The following is an 18,371-nucleotide window of genomic DNA, read 5'->3' on the forward strand; positions in this document are numbered from 1 at the left end:
AGATTTACCTGTTGGCTGCCAATGAGCACACCAATGATTTGTCTGTCTAACTAATGGAGGATGCCACGTGAGCGCAGGTCGCTTGTTTACCAGCGAGTCGGTCACCGAAGGACACCCCGACAAGATCTGTGATGCGATCAGCGACTCGATCCTGGATTCTTTGCTGGCCGCTGATCCGAAGTCCCGCGTCGCGGTCGAGACCGCCGTCACCACGGGCCAGGTGCACGTGATCGGTGAGGTGACCACCTCGGCCAAGGAGGCCTTTGCCGATATCAGCCAGACGGTGCGTGACCGCATCCTGGAGATCGGCTACGACTCCTCGGACAAGGGCTTCGACGGCGAAACCGCCGGGGTCAACATCGGTATCGGCCGCCAGTCGCCCGATATCGCCCAGGGCGTGGATACCGCGCACGAAACCCGTGTCGAGGGTGCCGGCGATCCGCTGGACCTGCAGGGCGCCGGTGACCAGGGCCTGATGTTCGGTTACGCGATCAAGGACACCCCCGAGCTGATGCCGCTGCCCATCGCGCTGGCACACCGGCTGGCGCGCCGGCTCACCGAGGTGCGCAAGAACGGCAAGCTGGCCTACCTGCGTCCGGACGGCAAGACACAGGTCACCGTCCAGTACGACGGCACCACCCCGATCCGGTTGGACACCGTGGTGCTCTCCACCCAGCACGCCGAGGGCATCGACCTCGACGGGCAGCTGGCACCGGATATCCGCGAGCAGGTCGTCAACACCGTGCTCGACGACCTCGGCCACGAGACCCTGGACACCTCGGACTTCCGGCTGCTGGTCAACCCGACCGGCAAGTTCGTCCTCGGTGGCCCGATGGGTGACGCCGGCCTGACCGGCCGCAAGATCATCGTCGACACCTACGGCGGCTGGGCCCGCCACGGTGGCGGCGCCTTCTCCGGCAAGGATCCGTCAAAGGTGGACCGCTCGGCCGCGTACGCGATGCGCTGGGTCGCCAAGAACGTGGTGGCCGCCGGCCTGGCCGAGCGTGTCGAGGTGCAGGTCGCCTACGCCATCGGCAAGGCGGCCCCGGTCGGGCTGTTCGTCGAGACCTTCGGTTCCGAGACCGTGGACCCGGCCCGCATCGAGAAGGCCATCACCGCGGTGTTCGACCTGCGTCCCGGCGCCATCGTCCGCGATCTGGACCTGCTGCGACCGATCTACGCGCCGACCGCGGCCTACGGCCACTTCGGTCGCACCGATGTCGACCTGCCCTGGGAGCGCACCAACAAGGTCGACGAGCTCAAGGCGTCGGTCTAACTTCTCTACGATTTCGGCGCGGAAACGTACGCTCACCGGACGTTTCCGCGCCGAAATTGCTTATGTGCCGGCGGTGAAGGCGTAATCGTGCAGCGGGAAGCTGCGACTGCGCCACCACGCCTCCGGCGTGCTCGCCGGTCGCAGCGGCACATCGCCGTTGCGGTCGAAGTAGTAGCTGTTCGCCAGCGAGCAGCTGTCCTGCCAGAAGATCTGCCGGTGCCGTTTGCGCATCATCTCGTCGAAATAGCGCGCATTGGCCTCGCGGCGGACCTCGACCCGGGTGGCACCTGTCCGCGCCGCCTCCCGCAGGCACCGCACGATATGGCGGGTCTGCGTCTCGATCAATGCGAAATACGATGATCCGACGTAACCGTAGGGTCCGCAGACGCTGTAGAAGTTCGGGAAGCCCGGCACGCTGACACCCTCGTAGGCCTGCATCCGGTTTTCCGTCCAGAATTCGGCGAGTGACACGCCGTCGGCGCCGATCAGCGGGAAGGTACCCGAGTCGACATCGAGCACCGCGAAGCCCGTCGCCAATATCAGCACATCGATATCGTGGGCGACGCCGTCCGAGGTCACCACGGCGGTCGGGGTGATCTCTTCGATCGGCGCGGTGACCAGCTCCACATTGTCCCGGTTGAATGTGCTCAGGTAGCTGTTGTGGAACGCCGGCCGCTTACATCCCACGGCGTATCGCGGGGTCAGCTTGTCCCGCAGTGCCGGGTCCTTGACCTCGCGGCGCAGATAATTCAGACCGAGGCGCCGGGTGCCGCCGCTGAGCGGGAACACACTGTGATACTGCGCGGACAGCGGAAAGGTCACCTCGACATAGGCCTGGCTGAGCGCCCGCTGCACGGCGCTACCGAGCGGCAAGCGCATGGCCCACCGAGCCGGGGCGGGCAGCGGCATGTCGAGTTTCGGGAAGCACCAGATCGGTGTTCGCTGAAAAACGTTGAGCCGTCTGACGATCGGGGCAATCTCGGGGATCAGTTGCACCGCTGAGGCGCCGGTGCCGATCACGGCGACCCGTTTACCGGCCAGGTCGACGCCGTGGTCCCAGCGGGCGGTGTGCATCGTGGTGCCGGCGAAGGTGTCCACCCCGGCGATATCGGGCATCTTGGGCACATTGAGCACGCCTGCGGCGTTGATCAGGTGCCGCGCGGTGATGCTCCCACCGTCGGTCTGCACGATCCACAGGTTGTTCTCGGTGTCGAAACGGGCGCCGGTGACCTCGGTGTCGAATCGGATCCGCGCGGCGATCCCGTACTTCTCGACACAGTGATCGGCATACGCCTTCAGCTCCCGGCCGGGCGCATAGGTGCGTGACCAATCCGGACTCTGTTCGAACGAGAACTGGTAGGAGAACGACGGGATGTCCACGGCGATACCGGGATAGGTGTTCCAGTACCAAGTGCCGCCGACCTCGGCGCCGGCCTCCACGATCAGGTAGTCACCCAGCCCCGCCCGGTCCAGGGCGATGGCCGCACCGATACCGGAGAATCCTGCGCCGATGATCAGCGTATGGACTTCCGGTGTCATGGCATTCACCTGTGCAGCGCGGTCCGAAGTGCGGCGATACCGCGACCGGCGGCCTCGGTCGCCACCGCCGATGCCAGGGCCAGGCTGACGAAGCCGTGCACCAACGTGGGTTCGTTGCTGTGTTGCACCGCGACCCCCGCCGCGGCCAGCATCTCGGCGTACTTCGCACCGTCGTCACGCAGCGGATCATGCTCGGCGGTACCGATATAGGCGGGCGGCAACCCCGCCAGCGACTCGGCGTTGGCCGGTGCCACATCGGTCGGCAGGCCGGCCGGGTCGTCGAGGTCCACTCCGGGCAGGTACCAGGTCAGAAAGGCATTGGTGACATCCCGATTGAGAATGTAGGCGTCGGCATTCTCGATGAACGACGGTGCCGAGCGGTCGCCGACGGCCACCGGGTACCACAGCAGCTGGAACACCAGCGGTGGGCCACCGGCATCGCGGGCCCGCAAGGCCATCACCGCCGAGAGATTCCCGCCCGCTGAATCTCCGGCCACGGCAATGCGATTCGGGTCGCCGCCGAGCTCTGCGGCGTGCTCACCCACCCATTGCAGAGCCGCCCAGGCATCCTCGACCCCGGCGGGGAAGGGATGCTCTGGCGCGAGCCGGTAGTCGACCGACACCACGATGGCCTCGGCGCCCACCGAGTGGGCGCGCGCGACATGGTCGTGGGTGTCCAGATCGCCGATCGCCCATCCGCCGCCGTGGTAGTAGACGATGACGGGCAGGTTGTCGTGCTGTTCGACCGGTGGCCAGTAGATCCGCGCCGGGATGTCCTGCAGCTCACCGGATCCGATGACGCGCTCCTCGATGCGCAGCTGCACCAGCATGTTCGGCGGTGGTTTCAGCGCGCGGAACTTCTCCCTGGCCACCTCGACACCATCGTCGACGGAGAACGCCAGGGGCACCGCATCGAGCAGGGCCTTGAGATCGGGATCGACGGCCGGGCGCGCAGAGGTCATGCCGTCAGGCTAACGCCCCGCGCAGTGCGGCGAGGCCACGATCGACCGCATCGGTGGCGGCCGGTACCACCCCGTGATAGCCGAGATAACCGTGCACCAGGGTTTCGGCGTTGTGGACCTGTGCGGTCACCCCGGCGTCGGTGAGCAGTTCGCCGTAGCGCACGCCGTCATCGCGCAGCGGGTCGTATCCGGCGACCGCGATATAGGCAGGCGCGACGCCGGCCAGCGACGGTGCGCGGGCCGGAACCAGCGTCGCCGGCGGATTCTTCAGATCGGTACCCCCGGCATAGAGCACCGAGAAGCCCCCGACGGCACCGCGCCCGAGGATCGGCGCGTCGGCATTCTCGGTGAACGACGGCAGCGAGGTGTCCCAGGTGGTGGCCGGATACCAGAGCAGTTGCATCCGCAGGTCCAGTCCGGCGTCGCGCGCCAGCAGGGCGACCACGGCGGCCAGATTGCCACCGGCGGAATCCCCGGCGACGGCGATGCGGGTGGCGTCGGCGCCCAGTTCGTCGGCGTGGGCGGCCACCCACTGCGTCACGGCCCAGCAGTCCTCGACCGCGGCGGGGTAGGGATGTTCCGGGGCCAGCCGATAGTCCACCGACACGACCACGGCGCCGGCACCGACGGCGTGCTCACGCGCGGTGCCGTCATAGGTGTCCAGATCGCCGACCACCCAGCCGCCACCGTGCAGGAACAGCACCACCGGCGGGCGGGAGTCCTGGGTCGGCGGCCAGTAGACCCGCACCGGGATGTCGGCGATGGTGCGGTCCTCGGTGCGCAGCTCGGGGTGCACCTCCCGGCGCGGCAGGGCGCGGAAACGCTCCCGGGCGGCCTCGGGGCCTCCGTCCATGGTCAATTGGAACGGCACCGCTTCCAGTACCTTCTCCAGGATGGGGTCCAAGGCGGGTCTGTCGGTACCGGTTTCAGGCATGGCAACACCGTACGCAGCGCGACGCACCCGTCTGCTGTGGGCTCTCGCGGTGGTGGCGGGCGCCGGTTACGGCATCTTCCTGATCACCGTCGCGCTGCGGATGCCCGCCGGTGCCGAGCTGACCGGGCAATTCGCCTTGCAACCTGCGGTCAAGGCGGCCGCCGCGGTGCTGCTGGCGCTGGCGGCGTGGACGCACCCGGTGACGAGGGAGCGGCGCTGGTTGATCGCGGCGCTGGTCGGTTCGGCCGCCGGGGACTATCTGCTGGCCATGCCGTGGTGGGAGCCGTCGTTCGTGCTGGGGCTGGCCTCGTTCCTGATCGCGCACCTGTGCTTCCTGGCCGCGCTGCTCCCGCTGGTGGCCCGACGGCGATCCCGGTTGATCGCGGCCTGCCTGGTCGTGCTGGCCTGCCTGGCGCTGCTGGTGTGGTTCTGGCCGGCCCTGTCGGAGCAGGGGATGGCATTGCCGGTCACGGTGTACATCGGTGTGCTCGGGGCGATGGTCTGCGCGGCGCTGTTGGCTCGGCTGCCCACACCATGGACCGCGCTGGGAGCGCTGTGTTTCGCGGTATCGGATTCGATGATCGGCATCAGCAAGTTCGTCCTCGGCGACGAGCGGCTCGCGGTCCCGATCTGGTGGGCCTATGCGGCATCGCTGTACCTGATCACCGCCGGATTCTTCTTCGGCCGCGCACGCGGGGTGCGTGACTAGTGGGCGTGCGGTGACCCCGACGACCCGACACCCCGCCGAACACGAACCGATCGCGCGGGTGGTCCCGATGCTGTCGGTTCCGCACCTGGACCGGGACTTCGACTATCTGGTGTCGGCCGAGCAGTCCGATGACGCCCAGCCCGGGGTCCGGGTGCGGGTGCGTTTCCACGGCCGCCTGGTCGACGCCTTCGTCCTCGAACGGCGCTCGGACACCGACCATGCCGGCAAGTTGGGCTGGCTGGACCGGGTCATCTCGCCCGAGCCGGTGCTGACGCCCGATATCCGTCGCCTGGTCGACGCGGTGGCCGCACGCTATGCCGGGACCCGCCCCGATGTGTTGCGCCTTGCGGTTCCTCCACGGCATGCCCGGGCCGAGAAACCCGCACCGTCATCGGAGCAGGCCGATCTCGCGCCTGTCGACAGCTCCGCGTGGAGCGCGTACGGCCGCGGCGAGCAGTTCGTCGCCGCCCTGGGTGACGGCCGCGCCGCGCGCGCGGTGTGGCAGGCCCTGCCCGGTGAGAACTGGGCCGACCGGCTCGCCGAGATCGCCGCGGTGACCGTGCGGGCCGGTCGCGGCGCGCTGATCATCGTGCCCGACCAGCGTGATGTCGATGCCGTGCACCGCGCCGCGATCGCCCTCGTCGGGGACCAGGCGGTGGCGCTGTCGGCCGGGCTGGGGCCTGCGCAGCGGTACCGCCGCTGGCTGTCGGTGCTGCGCGGGCAATCCCGGTTGGTGATCGGCACCCGCAGCGCGGTGTTCGCACCCGTCGCCGAGCTGAGCCTGATCGCCGTCTGGGACGACGGCGACGACTCGCTGTCCGAGCCGCGCGCACCGTATCCGCACGCGCGCGACGTCGCGATGCTGCGGGCCCACCAATTGCGTTGTGCGGCAGTCATCGGCGGCTATGCCCGCACCGCCGAGGCGCATGCGCTGGTGCGCAGTCGGTGGGCGCACGACCTGGTGGCCACCCGGGCGGTGGTGCGCCAGTACGCCCCGCGGGTGGTCGCGCTGGACGACAACGCCTTCGATCACGCCCGCGATCCGGCCGCCCATACCGCCCGGTTGCCGTCGATGGCATTGCGGACGGCACGCGCGGCCCTGGAAGCCGGGCACCCGGTGCTGGTGCAGGTGCCCAGACGCGGTTACATCCCGGCGCTGGCGTGTGCGAAGTGCCGGACCGTCGCTCGCTGCCGGCATTGCACGGGCCCGCTGCAGCTCACCGGTCGCGACGCCCATGGCGCAGTGTGCCGGTGGTGTGCCCGTACCGATCTCACGCTGCGCTGCGCCAACTGCGGCTCCGACACCGTGCGGGCCGTCGTGGTGGGTGCGCGGCGCACCGCCGAGGAACTCGGCCGCGCGCTGCCGGGTGCCAGCGTCATCACCTCCGGGGGCGATTCGGTGATCTCGACGGTGCCCGCCAAGCCGGCCGTCGTGGTGTCGACCCCCGGTGCGGAACCGGTGGCCGAGGGTGGGTACGGCGCGGCGCTGCTGCTGGACAGCTGGGCACTGCTGGGCCGCCAGGACCTACGGGCCGCCGAGGACACCCTGCGCCGCTGGATGGCCGCCTCGGCACTGGTGCGCAGCCGCGCCGAGGGTGGCACGGTGGCCGTCATCGCCGAGTCGGCGATCCCGACCGTGCAAGCTTTGATCCGCTGGGATCCGCTGGGGCATGCCGAATCCGAACTGGCCGCCCGCGACGAGGTGGCGCTGCCACCAGCGGTGCACCTCGCGGTGCTCGACGGGGTGCCCGAGGCGGTGCACGCCCTGCTTGATGCCGCCCAGTTGCCCGATGACGCGGAGCCACTCGGCCCGGTCGACCTGCCGCCGGGGGCCCGTCGCCCGCCTGGTCTGGCGGTGGACAGTCCGGTGGCGCGCATGCTGGTGCGGGTGCCGCGGGCCGGGGGGCTGGACCTGGCCGCAGCGCTGCGGCGGGCGGTGAATTCGCTGAGTTCGCGCCACGATCACGAGCCGGTTCGCGTCCAAATCGACCCGTTGCACATAGGCTAGCCACGTCGGCGGCGGGAGGTGCGTGATGGGACGGCTGTTCAAAATGCTGATCCCGTTGCTGCTCATCGCGTTTGGCGTGCTCTGGCCGGTGGTGTTCAGCGCCGGGTTCGACGGCGCGGCCGGCAATGACGGCGGGGCGGCCGAGGATCCGGTGCGCATCACCGAGTACCGCGCGCACTACACCGTCTCCGCGGACGGCGATCTGCACGCCGTCGAGACCATCACCGGGGATTTCCCGTCCGGCAGGCACGGCATCTTCCGCTACTGGGACATCACCAACCAGAACAACCCGAACGTGCGACAGGTGCCCGCTATCGAATCGGTGCTCCTCGATGGTGACCCCGAGCCCTACCAGATGCTGTGGGAGGGCCGGGAACGTTTCCGGGTGGCCAAGATCGGTGATGCGGACTGGACCCTGAACCCCGGCAGCCATGTCTACGAGATCCGTTACTCGGTGCCCGGGGTGCTCGATCCCGGAACCACCGGAGCCGGCCGGGAGTTCCCGTCCGGGACCGGCGGGGACGAGGCCGAGACGGTGTTCTTCTGGAACGTCGTGGCCCCGGGCTGGAACAACCGCATCGAAAAGGCCGACATCACCGTGACCCTGCCGGCGCGCGTCACCGGTGCGCAGTGCGCGGTCGGGTACGGCGTTGGCCGACCGTGCACCGACCTGAGCGTGCGGGAGCGGGCCGTGACGTTGTCGGCGCAAGACCTTGCGCCGCACACCCCACTGACGGTGCGTGCCGGAGTGGACATGCCGGCACCGACACGTGCCGAGGTGCCGTGGAATCACCATTGGGACCGGGTCCTCGGGTCATCGGTCACCCCGGTGGTGGTGCTGCTGGGGTTCTCGGCGCTGGCCGGGGTGATCGCGCTGCTGTGGTTCCGCAGCACCGTCGAACGCGCACCCGGCTTCGGGCTGCAGTACGCGCCGCCGCCGGGACTGGGGCCGGTACAGGTCGAATTCATCCGCACCGAATCCGTTCCCAAGCACGGCCTCACCGCGACGCTGCTCTACCTGGCCGAACGCCGACTCGTCGAGCTGCAGCAGGTCAACGAGCACCACTGGGATGTCACGGGCACCGCCCAACCCGGTGCGTGGGCCGATGTCGACCCGGTCAGCGTCGCCGTCGGTTCGGCGCTGAAGGTGATCGGGCCGGGCGCGACGTTCTCGGCGAAGAAGTCGGCCAAATCAGGGGAGAAGCTCACCAGGGCGAAGACGGACATGGCCGACGCGGTGCGCAAGTGGGCGCTCGACGAGGGCCTGATCGTGAAGCGGCGCAGCGAACTGTGGCTGCGCACGGCCAACGCGGTGGCCGGCATCCTGATGGTCTGCGGATTCTGCCGGTGGGGGTTCCCGACCACGTTGTGGGCGTTGCCGTTCGCGACCTTCTTCCTGTTCTCGGCTGCCTCCTGGGGAGACGGCGTAGGCACCCGGCGGACCGAGGCCGGTCGCGTGCTGTGGTCACAGGCCGGCGGGTTCCACCGCGTGCTGTCCACCGATTCTGCGGAGAGCCGATTCGACTTCGCGGCCCGCAAGGATCTCTACACCGCCTACATCCCGTTCGCGGTGGCGGCGGGCGTCGCGGCCCTGTGGGCACAGAAGTATCAGGCGAGCACCGGTGTGGTTGCACCGCAACCGGATTGGTACAACTCGTCGTCATCGACGGGCAGCCCATCGAGTTTCGGCTCGAATGGACCGAGTTTCGACAGTTTCGAGTCGGCATTGTCGTCGTCGATCGGCGCCTACACCGCATCCCAGTCGTCGTCATCCAGCAGTAGCAGCAGCGGAGGCAGCAGTGGTGGAGGTGGCGGTGGCGGAGGAGGAGGGGGAGGTTCATGGTGAGGGCCGTGCTCGTTCTGGTGTTGTTGCTCGCGGTGGCGGTGCTGATCGTCATCGTGGTCGGCTACAACAAGCTCAAATCTGCCGATCTACGGGTGGCGGAGGCGCTCTCGGGTATCGACGTCGAACTGACCCGGCGAGCGTCGCTCATCCCCAGCCTGGTGCACACCGTGGGTACCTTCGCCGCCCACGAACAGGCCGTCCTCGACCGGGTTGCCCGGGCCGGCGCCGCATTGGACGCCGCTGCCGGTGGGGCCTCGGTCACCCAGCGCAGCGCGGCCGAGAGCCAGCTGGACAATGCGGTCGGCCGGGTTCTCGCACTCGGCGCGAGCTACCCGCAACTGGGTTCGTCGGAGAACTTCCTCAACCTGCAGCAGAACTTGACCGACACCGAGAACAAGCTGGCCTTCGCGCGTCAGTACTACAACGATGCGGTGGCCGGATCGAATCGACTGATCACCACCATGCCGTGGATGTTCATCGCTCCGATCGCCGGGGTGAGCGAGCGCGAGTTCTATCAGACACCGCGTCTTACCTAGACTGGCGCGGTGCGTCTTCTCTTTGCCGGTACCCCGGAACCCGCGCTGCCCTCGCTGCGCGCTCTGGTTGACTCCCAGAATCACGACGTGATCGCGGTGCTGACCCGGCCGGATGCGGCGGCCGGGCGCCGCGGCAAGCCCGCGCCGTCTCCGGTGGCGCAGTTCGCAGCCGAGCGGGGTATCCCGGTGCTCAAGCCCGAGCGGCCCAACAGCGCCGAGTTCGTGGCCGAACTCGCCGAACTGGCGCCCGATGCCTGCGCAGTGGTGGCCTACGGGGCGCTGTTGCGCGACGAGTTGCTGGCCGTTCCCACCCACGGCTGGGTGAACCTGCACTTCTCGCTGCTGCCCGCCTGGCGCGGTGCCGCGCCGGTGCAGGCCGCGATCGCCGCCGGTGACACCGTCACCGGTGCGACAACCTTCCGCATCGAACGCGACCTGGATTCCGGACCCATCTTCGGGGTCGTCACCGAGACCATTGCGCCCACCGACACCGCGGGCGATCTGCTTGCCCGGCTGGCTGTTTCGGGCGCCGGGTTGCTGGCGGCCACGATGGATGGTATCGCCGACGGTTCGCTGATCCCGGTGCGTCAGCCCGCCGAAGGGATCACCGTGGCCCCGAAGATCACCGTCGACGAGGCGCGGGTGCGCTGGGAGTTACCCGCCCACGTTGTCGACCGGCGGATTCGGGCCGTCACGCCGAATCCGGGCGCGTGGACCATGATCGGTGACGTGCGGGTGAAGGTGGGTCCGGTGCGTGTCGACGAGGACAAGGAGCTCGCCGTGGGCGAGATCGAGGTGGGCAAGCGCGATGTGTGGATCGGTACCGGCTCGAATGCGGTGCTGCTCAGCTGGATTCAAGCACCCGGAAAGAAGCCGATGAACGCCGCGGATTGGGCGCGCGGGGCGCGGCCGGACGTATCGGTGCGTGCGCTGTGAGCCGCCCGGGACAGGGCCGGGGCGGGCGACCGCCGCATCGCCAGGGCCAGCGCGGCCCGCAGCGCAAGGGCCCGCAACGGACTCCGCTGGATCCGGCCCGCCGGGCCGCCTTCGACACCCTGCGCGCGGTGACCGAGCGGGATGCCTATGCCAACCTGACACTTCCATCGCTGCTGCGCGAACGCGGGATTACCGGGCGTGACGCAGCTTTCGCCACCGAGCTGGCCTACGGCACCTGTCGGGTGCGTGGCCTGCTGGATGCGGTCATCGCCGCTGCGGCGGGCCGGGACGTGGACCGCATCGACCCGGTACTGCTGGATCTGCTTCGGCTCGGTGCCTATCAACTGTTGCGCACCAGGGTCGATGCGCATGCGGCGGTCGACACTACTGTCGACCAAGCGGGGATCGAATTCGATTCGGTGCGGGCCGGTTTCGTCAACGGTGTGCTGCGCAAGATCGCGGGCCAGGATGAGGCGGCCTGGGTGGCCGAGCTCGCGCCGTCGGCGAGCACCGACCCGGTCGGTCATGCCGCGTTCCTACATGCGCACCCGCGCTGGGTGGCGCAGGCTTTCGTCGATGCGCTGGGCGCCCGAGCCGGTGAGTTGAACGCGCTGCTGGCCAGCGACGACGAGCGCCCGGTGGTGCACCTGGTCGCTCGGCCAGGCATGCTGACCGCGGCCGAACTGGCCGAACAAACCGGCGGCACCGTCGGCCGATACTCGCCCTATGCGGTCTACCTGCCCGGCGGTGACCCGGCCGACGTCGCCGCGGTGCGTGGGGGTGCCGCGCTGGTGCAGGACGAGGGTTCGCAGCTGGTGGCCCGCGCGCTCACACTGGCAACCGTCGAGGATGCCGATGCCGGCCGGTGGCTCGACCTCTGTTCCGGACCGGGCGGCAAGACTGCCCTGATCGGCGCTTTGATCCGGTCGTCGTCGGGCACGTCCTCGGCCAGGGTCACCGCGGTGGAACCGGCCGAACACAGGGCCGATTTCGTGGTGCAGAACACCTCGGGTCTGCCGGTCGACGTGTTGCGGGTCGATGGGCGTGAGACCGGCTTGGCGGTCGGCAGTTTCGATCGGGTGCTCGTCGACGCGCCTTGTACCGGGCTCGGCGCATTGCGGCGCAGGCCAGAGGCGCGTTGGCGGCGGCAGCCCGGCGATGTGCCTGCGCTGGGGCGGTTGCAGCGGGAGCTGCTGGCCTCGGCGATCGGCCTCACCCGGCCCGGCGGGGTGGTGTTGTACGCGACCTGCTCTCCGCACCTGGCAGAAACCGTAGGTGTGGTCGCCGATGCGTTGCGCAGACACCCGGTGACCGCGCTGGACACCCGCGAGTTCTTCCCCGGGGTGGACCACTTGGGTGACGGACCGTACGTGCAGCTCTGGCCCCATCGGCACGGCACGGATGCGATGTTCGCCGCGGCACTGCGTGTCGGCGCCCCGAAGGATTGAGGGCGAGCGCAGCGACGGGGTGGGCAAAAAGTAGGCTGACCGGCATGGCAGGTCAAACTCCCAGCGCGCCGCTGATCGCCCCGTCCATCCTGTCCGCTGATTTCGCCAGGCTTTCCGACGAGGTCGCCGCGGTGGCGGGAGCCGATTGGTTGCACGTCGACGTGATGGACAACCATTTCGTCCCGAATCTGACGCTGGGCTTGCCGGTGGTGGAGAGCCTGCTCAAGGCGACCGATATCCCGATGGACTGTCATCTGATGATCGACCAGCCCGAGCGGTGGGCCCCGCCGTACGCCGAGGCGGGGGCCTACAACGTCACCTTCCATGCCGAGGCGACCGACAATCCGATCGGGGTGGCTCGCGATATCCGTGCCGCCGGCGCCAAGGCCGGGCTCTCGGTGAAGCCCGGTACGCCATTGGAGCCTTACCTGGAGATCCTGCGTGAGTTCGACACCCTGTTGGTGATGTCGGTCGAGCCCGGTTTCGGTGGCCAGAAGTTCATCCCCGAGGTGCTCGCCAAGGTGGGTACCGCTCGGCGGTTGGTGGATGCAGGTGAGCTGACCATCGTGGTGGAGATCGACGGCGGTATCAATGCCGACACCATCGAACAGGCCGCCGAGGCCGGGGTGGACTGCTTCGTGGCGGGCTCTGCGGTCTACAGCGCCGAGGATCCCGCCGACGCGGTGGCCCGGCTGCGCAGGCAGGCCGCGGCGTCCTCTCCGCACCTGAAACTGTGACGCCGGAAGCCGCGATGCGGCTGGCGATCGAGCAGTCGGAGCGTGTGAAGGGTGCCACGTACCCCAATCCGCCGGTGGGCGCGGTCATCCTGGATGCCGGGGGAGAGGTAGTCGGTGTCGGTGCGACCGAACCCACCGGCGGTGCGCATGCCGAGGTGATCGCCATGCGGCGGGCCGGCAAGCTGGCACGTGGCGGCACGGCGGTGGTGACATTGGAGCCGTGCAACCACCACGGTCGCACCCCGCCCTGCGTGGACGGGTTGTTGGCTGCCGGTGTGGCACAGGTGGTGTACGCGGTCGAGGATCCGAATCCGATCGCCGCCGGAGGGTCGGCCCGGCTGCGTGAGGCCGGTGTCGGGGTCGAATCCGGGGTCGAGAGCGCCGCAGTGGCCGGTGGCCCGTTGCGGGAGTGGTTACACAAGCAGCGCACCGGTTTACCGCACGTCACCTGGAAGTTCGCGACGAGTGTCGATGGCCGCAGCGCGGCCGCCGACGGCAGCAGCCAGTGGATCACCAGCGAGGCCGCCCGTGCCGACGTGCACCGGCATCGTGGCACGATCGAGGCCATCATCGTCGGAACCGGAACGGTTTTCGTCGATGACCCCACGTTGACCGCCCGTCGTCCGGACGGCAGTCTCGCCGATCGTCAACCCCTGCGCGTCGTCGTTGGTGAGCGCGAGATCTCTTCGGAGGCAAACGTTCTCAACGACGACACCCGCACGATGGTTATCCGGACCCATGACCCACATGAGGTGATCAGGGCGCTGTCCGATCGCACCGCGGTGTTGTTGGAGGGCGGACCGACGTTGGCGGGTGCGTTCCTGCGGGCCGGCGTGATCGACCGGATCCTCGCCTATGTTGCGCCCATTCTGCTGGGCGGTCCCGTCACCGCCGTCGATGATATCGGCGTGTTGAACATGGCCGGTGCTCAGCGGTGGCGCTTCGACGCCATCGAGCCGGTCGGTCCGGACGTGCGCCTGAGCCTGGTACCCAATTGACCGCCCGATGTGAGTGTCCCCACACCGGGTAGCCGATGTGATGTCGTCCGAAGTGCCTGGTAGCGGGCCTGTGCCGAGGGTCGTGATGAGCAGGCTGGATGGCTGCGGCGGTAGAGTTCATGGCAGCGCCCTTCACCGACGAGTTGCGCGTGATGAGCACTAGTAAAGGACGTGAGCATGACTGCTTTGCAGGACTGGCTCAGCATCAGCCCGATGAACCCCCGTGCCGTGAAAACGTTGTTTCTCGACCTGCTGCGGGCGGGCAACGACCGCCCGCAGTGCAGCCACGGACCCAAGATCATGCGGCCCGGGCTGGAACGCTGCTGATTTTGCTGAATCCACCGATCCGGTAACACGGGCATCCCCGGCAGAAATGCCGGGGGTGTAAAAGGTAGGGCCCACATCTCTGTCCCGATCCGCAATGATGGCTCGCGTGAGGGTACTTCCGCTCGAAACTATCGAGCCGGAGGGGAGAGGGCGGTGGTCATGGGGTCGCAGCATCGACGGTCTGGCACGGGGCGTCTTCTTTCGCTGGCGCCGCTGACGGTGTTGGAATTGGATCCCGCCGAGTTGGTCAGCTGCGCGGCCGAGGCCGGTTTCGATGCGGTAGGGCTCAGACTCATCCCTGCCACCGATCAGGAACCGGTGCGCCCGACGATCGGAATGACGGCGTTGATCAGGGAAACCCGGCGCCGCCTCGATGATTCGGGTCTTCGGCTGCTGGATGTCGAGGTCGTCCGGTTGGTGCCGGATACGACCGTACGCGCCGATTTCGAGGGCATCCTGGAGACCGGGGCCTTTCTCGGGGCCAGTGAGGTCCTGGTGACCGGATATGACCCGGACCACCACCGGACTGCGCACAATCTGGCCGAATTATCCCTCCTGGCAGCTGAATACGGGATTGCGGTCAATCTGGAACCGATGCCGTGGACTGCGGTACGTAATGTGGACGAGGGCGCCGCACTCGTCGCGAAGTGCCCGGTGTCGGCAGGTTTGTTGATCGACGCCATCCACTATGACCGTGCCGGGAACAGTCCCGCCGAACTGGAAGCGCTACCGCGTGAGTGGATTCGGTACATACAGATCTGTGACGCACCGGCCGAGCGTCCTGCGACGATGGCGGAGCTCATCCATCAGGGTCGCTGTGCACGGCTGCTACCGGGTGCTGGGGGCATCGATCTGGTGTCGATGATGCGGGCGCTGCCCGACGATGTACCGGTGAGTGTGGAGGCTCCGTTGCACAGTGATGCGCCGGCGACGCTGCGTGCCGCGCTTGCGGCGAAGTCCGCTCGGGATGTGCTGGCTCTCGTTGCCGACCGTGAGTGGTCGCCGTTGTCCTGGTCCGCCTGACAGGTCGAGGATCGACAACTCGGACCACACAACGCGGATCTCAGAATCGTGCAACCGTTTCGCCGGGCTTCCGGAATCTGCGGGGCACTGCTGCTCATGATCGCGACGATCGGTGTGGCTGCGCACTTCGTGGGATTGACCAGTACCTTGGTCGCCTGGGCTGCTTCGTTCACACCCATCGCCGTGCTGGTCGCGGCAGCGGCACTGTTCGCATGTTGGGTCGGTGGTCGGCGCTGGTTGGCACTGGTGGCCGCCGCGATACTGGGGATCGGTGTGACGACGCAGGTTCCGCTGTATCGCGGAACGGCGGAAGTGCCGGCAGCAGATATGCAGATACGACTGATGCAGGCCAACATCCGACTTGGTGGTGCGGATGCGGCGGCGCTGCGTACCGAGGTGGACGAGCGCGCGGTCGATCTGCTGACGGTGATCGAGTTGACCGACCAGGCCGTGAGCAACCTTGTCGCCGCGGGTCTGCGCGAGGTGCTGCCGTTTGCGTGCGAGCGACCACGTGCCGGGGGCGGCGGGGCGGGGGTCTATTCGCGATACCCGTTACGCGACTGCGCCGAACTCGACGGATTCGTGTTGAACAACCTGCGGGTGGTGGCGGACATGCCGGGAGCGGGCCCGACCGCGGTGTATGCGCTGCACCCACTTCCGCCGTACCCGGAGCCCGCCTGGAAGTGGGTGTTCGAGCTCAAGAGGCTGCGACCGGTGTTCGAGAACGAACGACATCCGGTTCTCGTCGGAGCGGATTTCAACTCGACATACGACCACAAGCAGTACCGCGAACTGATCGCCAACTCATCCCGCCCGGGTACTGCACCGCTGCTGGATGCTGCCGAGTATGTGGGAGCGGGCGTGGTGCCCACATTTCCCGCCGGCCGCCTCATCCCGCCGGTACTGGCCATCGACAGGATCCTGGCCCGCGGCTTCACGCCGCTGTCGTTTCAGCGCTTGGCGCTACCGGGGTCCGATCACATGGGCGTGTTGAGCACGCTGGCTGTGGCCCAGACGATTTCATCGTCCTGATACAGCATTCTGCTGTGATGTGTTGATGTGCAGAACATTTGGTATCAGCAGTACGGTGTGGTCTGCGTCATACCCTAAGAGGTAGCTGACAATTTCATGTGAGTGCTCGCTAGTGTCGTTCTCGCAATCAAACTTCTTGGCGGTGGGCCGCATGTGCACGATGTCTGCACTCTGCATGCCTGGGTCTTCCGAATGCGAAAGGCAATGAGCACCTTGACGGATACGGTGGAGGGAGCGGGTGTCGAGCAAATGATGAAGTCGATGCCCAGGCTGCCACAGGCGGCGAGCGGCAAACTTCTTGAGCATCGCGACGATGACGACTCTGTGCGCGGATCGGATATGGACGACGATGCCCGCGGAACGGCTCGACCCACCGTGACCGTGGTCATTCCCACTCGCAACGAAGCGCGGAACCTGCCATATGTCGCAAAGCGGATGCCTGCGGTCGACCAGATCGTGGTGGTCGACGGCAACTCGATGGACAACACCGTGGAGGTCGCTCGGCAACTGTGGCCAGAGGCATTGATCGTCAACCAGACTCGAGGCGGTAAGGGCAACGCCCTCGCCTGCGGGTTCGAGGTCAGTACCGGTGACATCGTGGTGATGATCGATGCAGACGGGTCGACCGACCCTGCGGAGATCCCCGATTTCGTCGGTGCATTGATCGCCGGCGCGGATTTCGCCAAGGGCAGTCGCTTCACCGCCTCCGGCGGCAGTGACGACATCACCAAACTTCGCCGGTTGGGCAACAAGGGTTTGAACTGGCTGGTGAATCGACTTTTCGGCACCAGCTTCACCGACCTGTGTTACGGCTACAACGCGTTTTGGCGGACACACCTGGAGGTCTTGGACCTGCCGCGGACGGATGTGAGCGAAGCGCAGTGGGGTGACGGATTCGAGATCGAGACCGTCATCAACGTCCGAGTCGCGCTCAATGGCCTCGCGATCGAGGAGGTCAGTAGCTTCGAAGGCAAGCGGATCTACGGACGCAGCAACCTCAATGCCGCCACCGACGGATTGCGGGTGTTGCGCACGATCGGGCGGGAGCACCGGCGCCGTCCCACCCGTGCCGGGGCGGCGCGATCGGCTGCTTTCACGCGATGAGCAGGTTGCGCGAGAAGCTGGGGCACACGCTGGCGCTGAGCCAGAGTATCGGACTCCCCGCAGCGCTGAGCTTGGTGGCGCGGCGGGCACTGGGCGTATCCCGACCGGTGACTGTCCGGTGTGGCGCGCACCGCCTGACGGTGCGCCCCTGCGACAGCGATCCCTTTGTGCTGGCGCAGATTTTCACCGCGCGCGAGTACGACGCGCATCCGTTCTGGATGACGCGACTGAAAGCGGTGGCATCCGAGGTGGCGGGCGCCGGGGGAGTTCCGGTGATCATCGATGCGGGCGCGAATGTGGGCTACTCCGCGCTGTATCTGGCCGAACACTTCCCGGACGCGGTGATTCTGGCTGTGGAACCCGACCCCGCCTGCGTTCAGTTGATCGAGCGGAACTGCGCGCACCATCCGCGGATCAGGCCGGTTCATGCCGCGTTGTGGAGCCATGGCGACGGGGTGGATCTCAGCGCCGGTGACGAGGGATCTTGGGCGAATCGGGTCTCCGGCAGGGGTGCCACCCCGTCGGTGACACTGGAGACGCTGCTCGATGGCATTGCCGGTGCGGTGCCATTCATCGTCAAACTCGATATCGAAGGCGCCGAATCCGAAGTGTGCCAAGCCTCGCCGGAGGCCATCGCCTCATTTGCCTGCATCATGATCGAACCACATGACTGGATGCTGCCCGGATCCGGTGGCCTGGCGCCGCTCTACGATGCGGTGGCCGGCAAGAAAATGGACACCCTGATCCGGGACGAGACGCTGATGCTCTTCGATTGCTCGATGTCGGAGGCGCGCAGCCGTACGCAAGTTCATCTCTGAATGTTCTGATCTATTGCAAGGCAGTGCTATTGACGCGCCATCGGCGAGTGAGCCGTGGTGTGCTTCGTTGTTCTTCCATCCGTTGCGGCGCTTCCTGATAAGACGCTCAGTACACGGTTGTGCCGCCAGGGGTAGGCC

Annotated in this window: 17 protein-coding genes; 14 read left to right on the forward strand and 3 right to left on the reverse strand. The window is 67.6% G+C overall.

What is annotated here, in order from left to right; translation table 11 throughout:
* Positions 1 to 67: 67 nt before the first annotated feature.
* The gene (gene metK / locus IC40_RS0113690; RefSeq protein ID WP_030135267.1) at positions 68 to 1,276 is read left to right on the forward strand and encodes a methionine adenosyltransferase; all 1,209 of its coding nucleotides are present in this window, start codon (positions 68 to 70) and stop codon (positions 1,274 to 1,276) included.
* A gap of 60 nt (positions 1,277 to 1,336) precedes the next feature.
* On the opposite strand, the gene IC40_RS0113695 is transcribed toward metK, so the two are convergent.
* The 3 genes from IC40_RS0113695 to IC40_RS0113705 are packed head-to-tail and all read right to left on the reverse strand — an operon-like array spanning position 1,337 to position 4,711.
* Positions 1,337 to 2,815, reverse strand: coding sequence for a flavin-containing monooxygenase (locus IC40_RS0113695; protein ID WP_030135268.1), 1,479 nt, complete (start codon positions 2,813 to 2,815; stop codon positions 1,337 to 1,339).
* Positions 2,816 to 2,820: 5 nt separating this feature from the next.
* On the reverse strand, positions 2,821 to 3,777 hold the full coding sequence (locus IC40_RS0113700; RefSeq protein WP_030135269.1) for an alpha/beta hydrolase: 957 nt from the start codon (positions 3,775 to 3,777) through the stop codon (positions 2,821 to 2,823).
* Positions 3,778 to 3,781: 4 nt separating this feature from the next.
* Positions 3,782 to 4,711: an alpha/beta hydrolase gene (locus tag IC40_RS0113705; protein ID WP_030135270.1), complete on the reverse strand. Its 930-nt coding sequence runs from the start codon at positions 4,709 to 4,711 to the stop codon at positions 3,782 to 3,784.
* Between IC40_RS0113705 and IC40_RS0113710 the strand changes: the two genes are divergently transcribed.
* From IC40_RS0113710 to IC40_RS0113770, 13 genes are all read left to right on the forward strand, one after another.
* Positions 4,710 to 5,420 carry a lysoplasmalogenase gene (locus IC40_RS0113710; RefSeq protein WP_110783325.1) on the forward strand — a complete coding sequence of 237 codons (711 nt, stop codon included), beginning with the start codon at positions 4,710 to 4,712 and terminating at the stop codon, positions 5,418 to 5,420. The genes IC40_RS0113705 and IC40_RS0113710 overlap by 2 nt on opposite strands.
* Positions 5,421 to 5,487: 67 nt before the next feature.
* Entirely contained in the window at positions 5,488 to 7,428 is a 1,941-nt protein-coding gene (locus IC40_RS0113715) for a primosomal protein N' (protein ID WP_191293394.1), read from the forward strand.
* Between the two features lie 25 nt (positions 7,429 to 7,453).
* Positions 7,454 to 9,274: a DUF2207 domain-containing protein gene (locus tag IC40_RS0113720; protein WP_030135273.1), complete on the forward strand. Its 1,821-nt coding sequence runs from the start codon at positions 7,454 to 7,456 to the stop codon at positions 9,272 to 9,274.
* Positions 9,268 to 9,810 (forward strand): LemA family protein, encoded by a 543-nt coding sequence (locus IC40_RS0113725; RefSeq protein ID WP_030135274.1) that lies wholly within the window; start codon positions 9,268 to 9,270, stop codon positions 9,808 to 9,810. Before IC40_RS0113720 ends, IC40_RS0113725 begins: the two co-directional genes overlap by 7 nt.
* Before the next feature lie 9 nt (positions 9,811 to 9,819).
* Entirely contained in the window at positions 9,820 to 10,746 is a 927-nt protein-coding gene (gene fmt / locus IC40_RS0113730; protein WP_030135275.1) for a methionyl-tRNA formyltransferase, read from the forward strand.
* Positions 10,743 to 12,194, forward strand: coding sequence for an RsmB/NOP family class I SAM-dependent RNA methyltransferase (locus IC40_RS0113735; RefSeq protein ID WP_030135276.1), 1,452 nt, complete (start codon positions 10,743 to 10,745; stop codon positions 12,192 to 12,194). Before fmt ends, IC40_RS0113735 begins: the two co-directional genes overlap by 4 nt.
* Before the next feature lie 44 nt (positions 12,195 to 12,238).
* Positions 12,239 to 12,931 carry a ribulose-phosphate 3-epimerase gene (gene rpe / locus IC40_RS0113740; RefSeq protein WP_030135277.1) on the forward strand — a complete coding sequence of 231 codons (693 nt, stop codon included), beginning with the start codon at positions 12,239 to 12,241 and terminating at the stop codon, positions 12,929 to 12,931.
* A gap of 14 nt (positions 12,932 to 12,945) precedes the next feature.
* Positions 12,946 to 13,929 (forward strand): bifunctional diaminohydroxyphosphoribosylaminopyrimidine deaminase/5-amino-6-(5-phosphoribosylamino)uracil reductase RibD, encoded by a 984-nt coding sequence (ribD, locus tag IC40_RS0113745; protein WP_030135278.1) that lies wholly within the window; start codon positions 12,946 to 12,948, stop codon positions 13,927 to 13,929.
* Positions 13,930 to 14,106: 177 nt separating this feature from the next.
* Complete coding sequence (locus IC40_RS27850; RefSeq protein WP_157837319.1) at positions 14,107 to 14,256, forward strand: hypothetical protein; 150 nt, start codon at positions 14,107 to 14,109, stop codon at positions 14,254 to 14,256.
* A 159-nt stretch (positions 14,257 to 14,415) separates the two neighbouring features.
* Positions 14,416 to 15,279: a sugar phosphate isomerase/epimerase family protein gene (locus tag IC40_RS0113755; protein WP_030135279.1), complete on the forward strand. Its 864-nt coding sequence runs from the start codon at positions 14,416 to 14,418 to the stop codon at positions 15,277 to 15,279.
* A gap of 48 nt (positions 15,280 to 15,327) precedes the next feature.
* Positions 15,328 to 16,311 carry an endonuclease/exonuclease/phosphatase family protein gene (locus IC40_RS0113760; RefSeq protein WP_051644337.1) on the forward strand — a complete coding sequence of 328 codons (984 nt, stop codon included), beginning with the start codon at positions 15,328 to 15,330 and terminating at the stop codon, positions 16,309 to 16,311.
* A gap of 339 nt (positions 16,312 to 16,650) precedes the next feature.
* A complete protein-coding gene (locus IC40_RS0113765; RefSeq protein WP_042509795.1) occupies positions 16,651 to 17,415 on the forward strand; it encodes a glycosyltransferase family 2 protein in 765 nt (254 codons plus the stop codon).
* A complete protein-coding gene (locus tag IC40_RS0113770) occupies positions 17,412 to 18,233 on the forward strand; it encodes an FkbM family methyltransferase (RefSeq protein ID WP_030135282.1) in 822 nt (273 codons plus the stop codon). Before IC40_RS0113765 ends, IC40_RS0113770 begins: the two co-directional genes overlap by 4 nt.
* Positions 18,234 to 18,371: the final 138 nt, after the last annotated feature.

The organism is Mycolicibacterium neoaurum ATCC 25795 (assembly GCF_000691525.1).
Taxonomy (GTDB): Bacteria; Actinomycetota; Actinomycetes; order Mycobacteriales; family Mycobacteriaceae; genus Mycobacterium; species Mycobacterium neoaurum.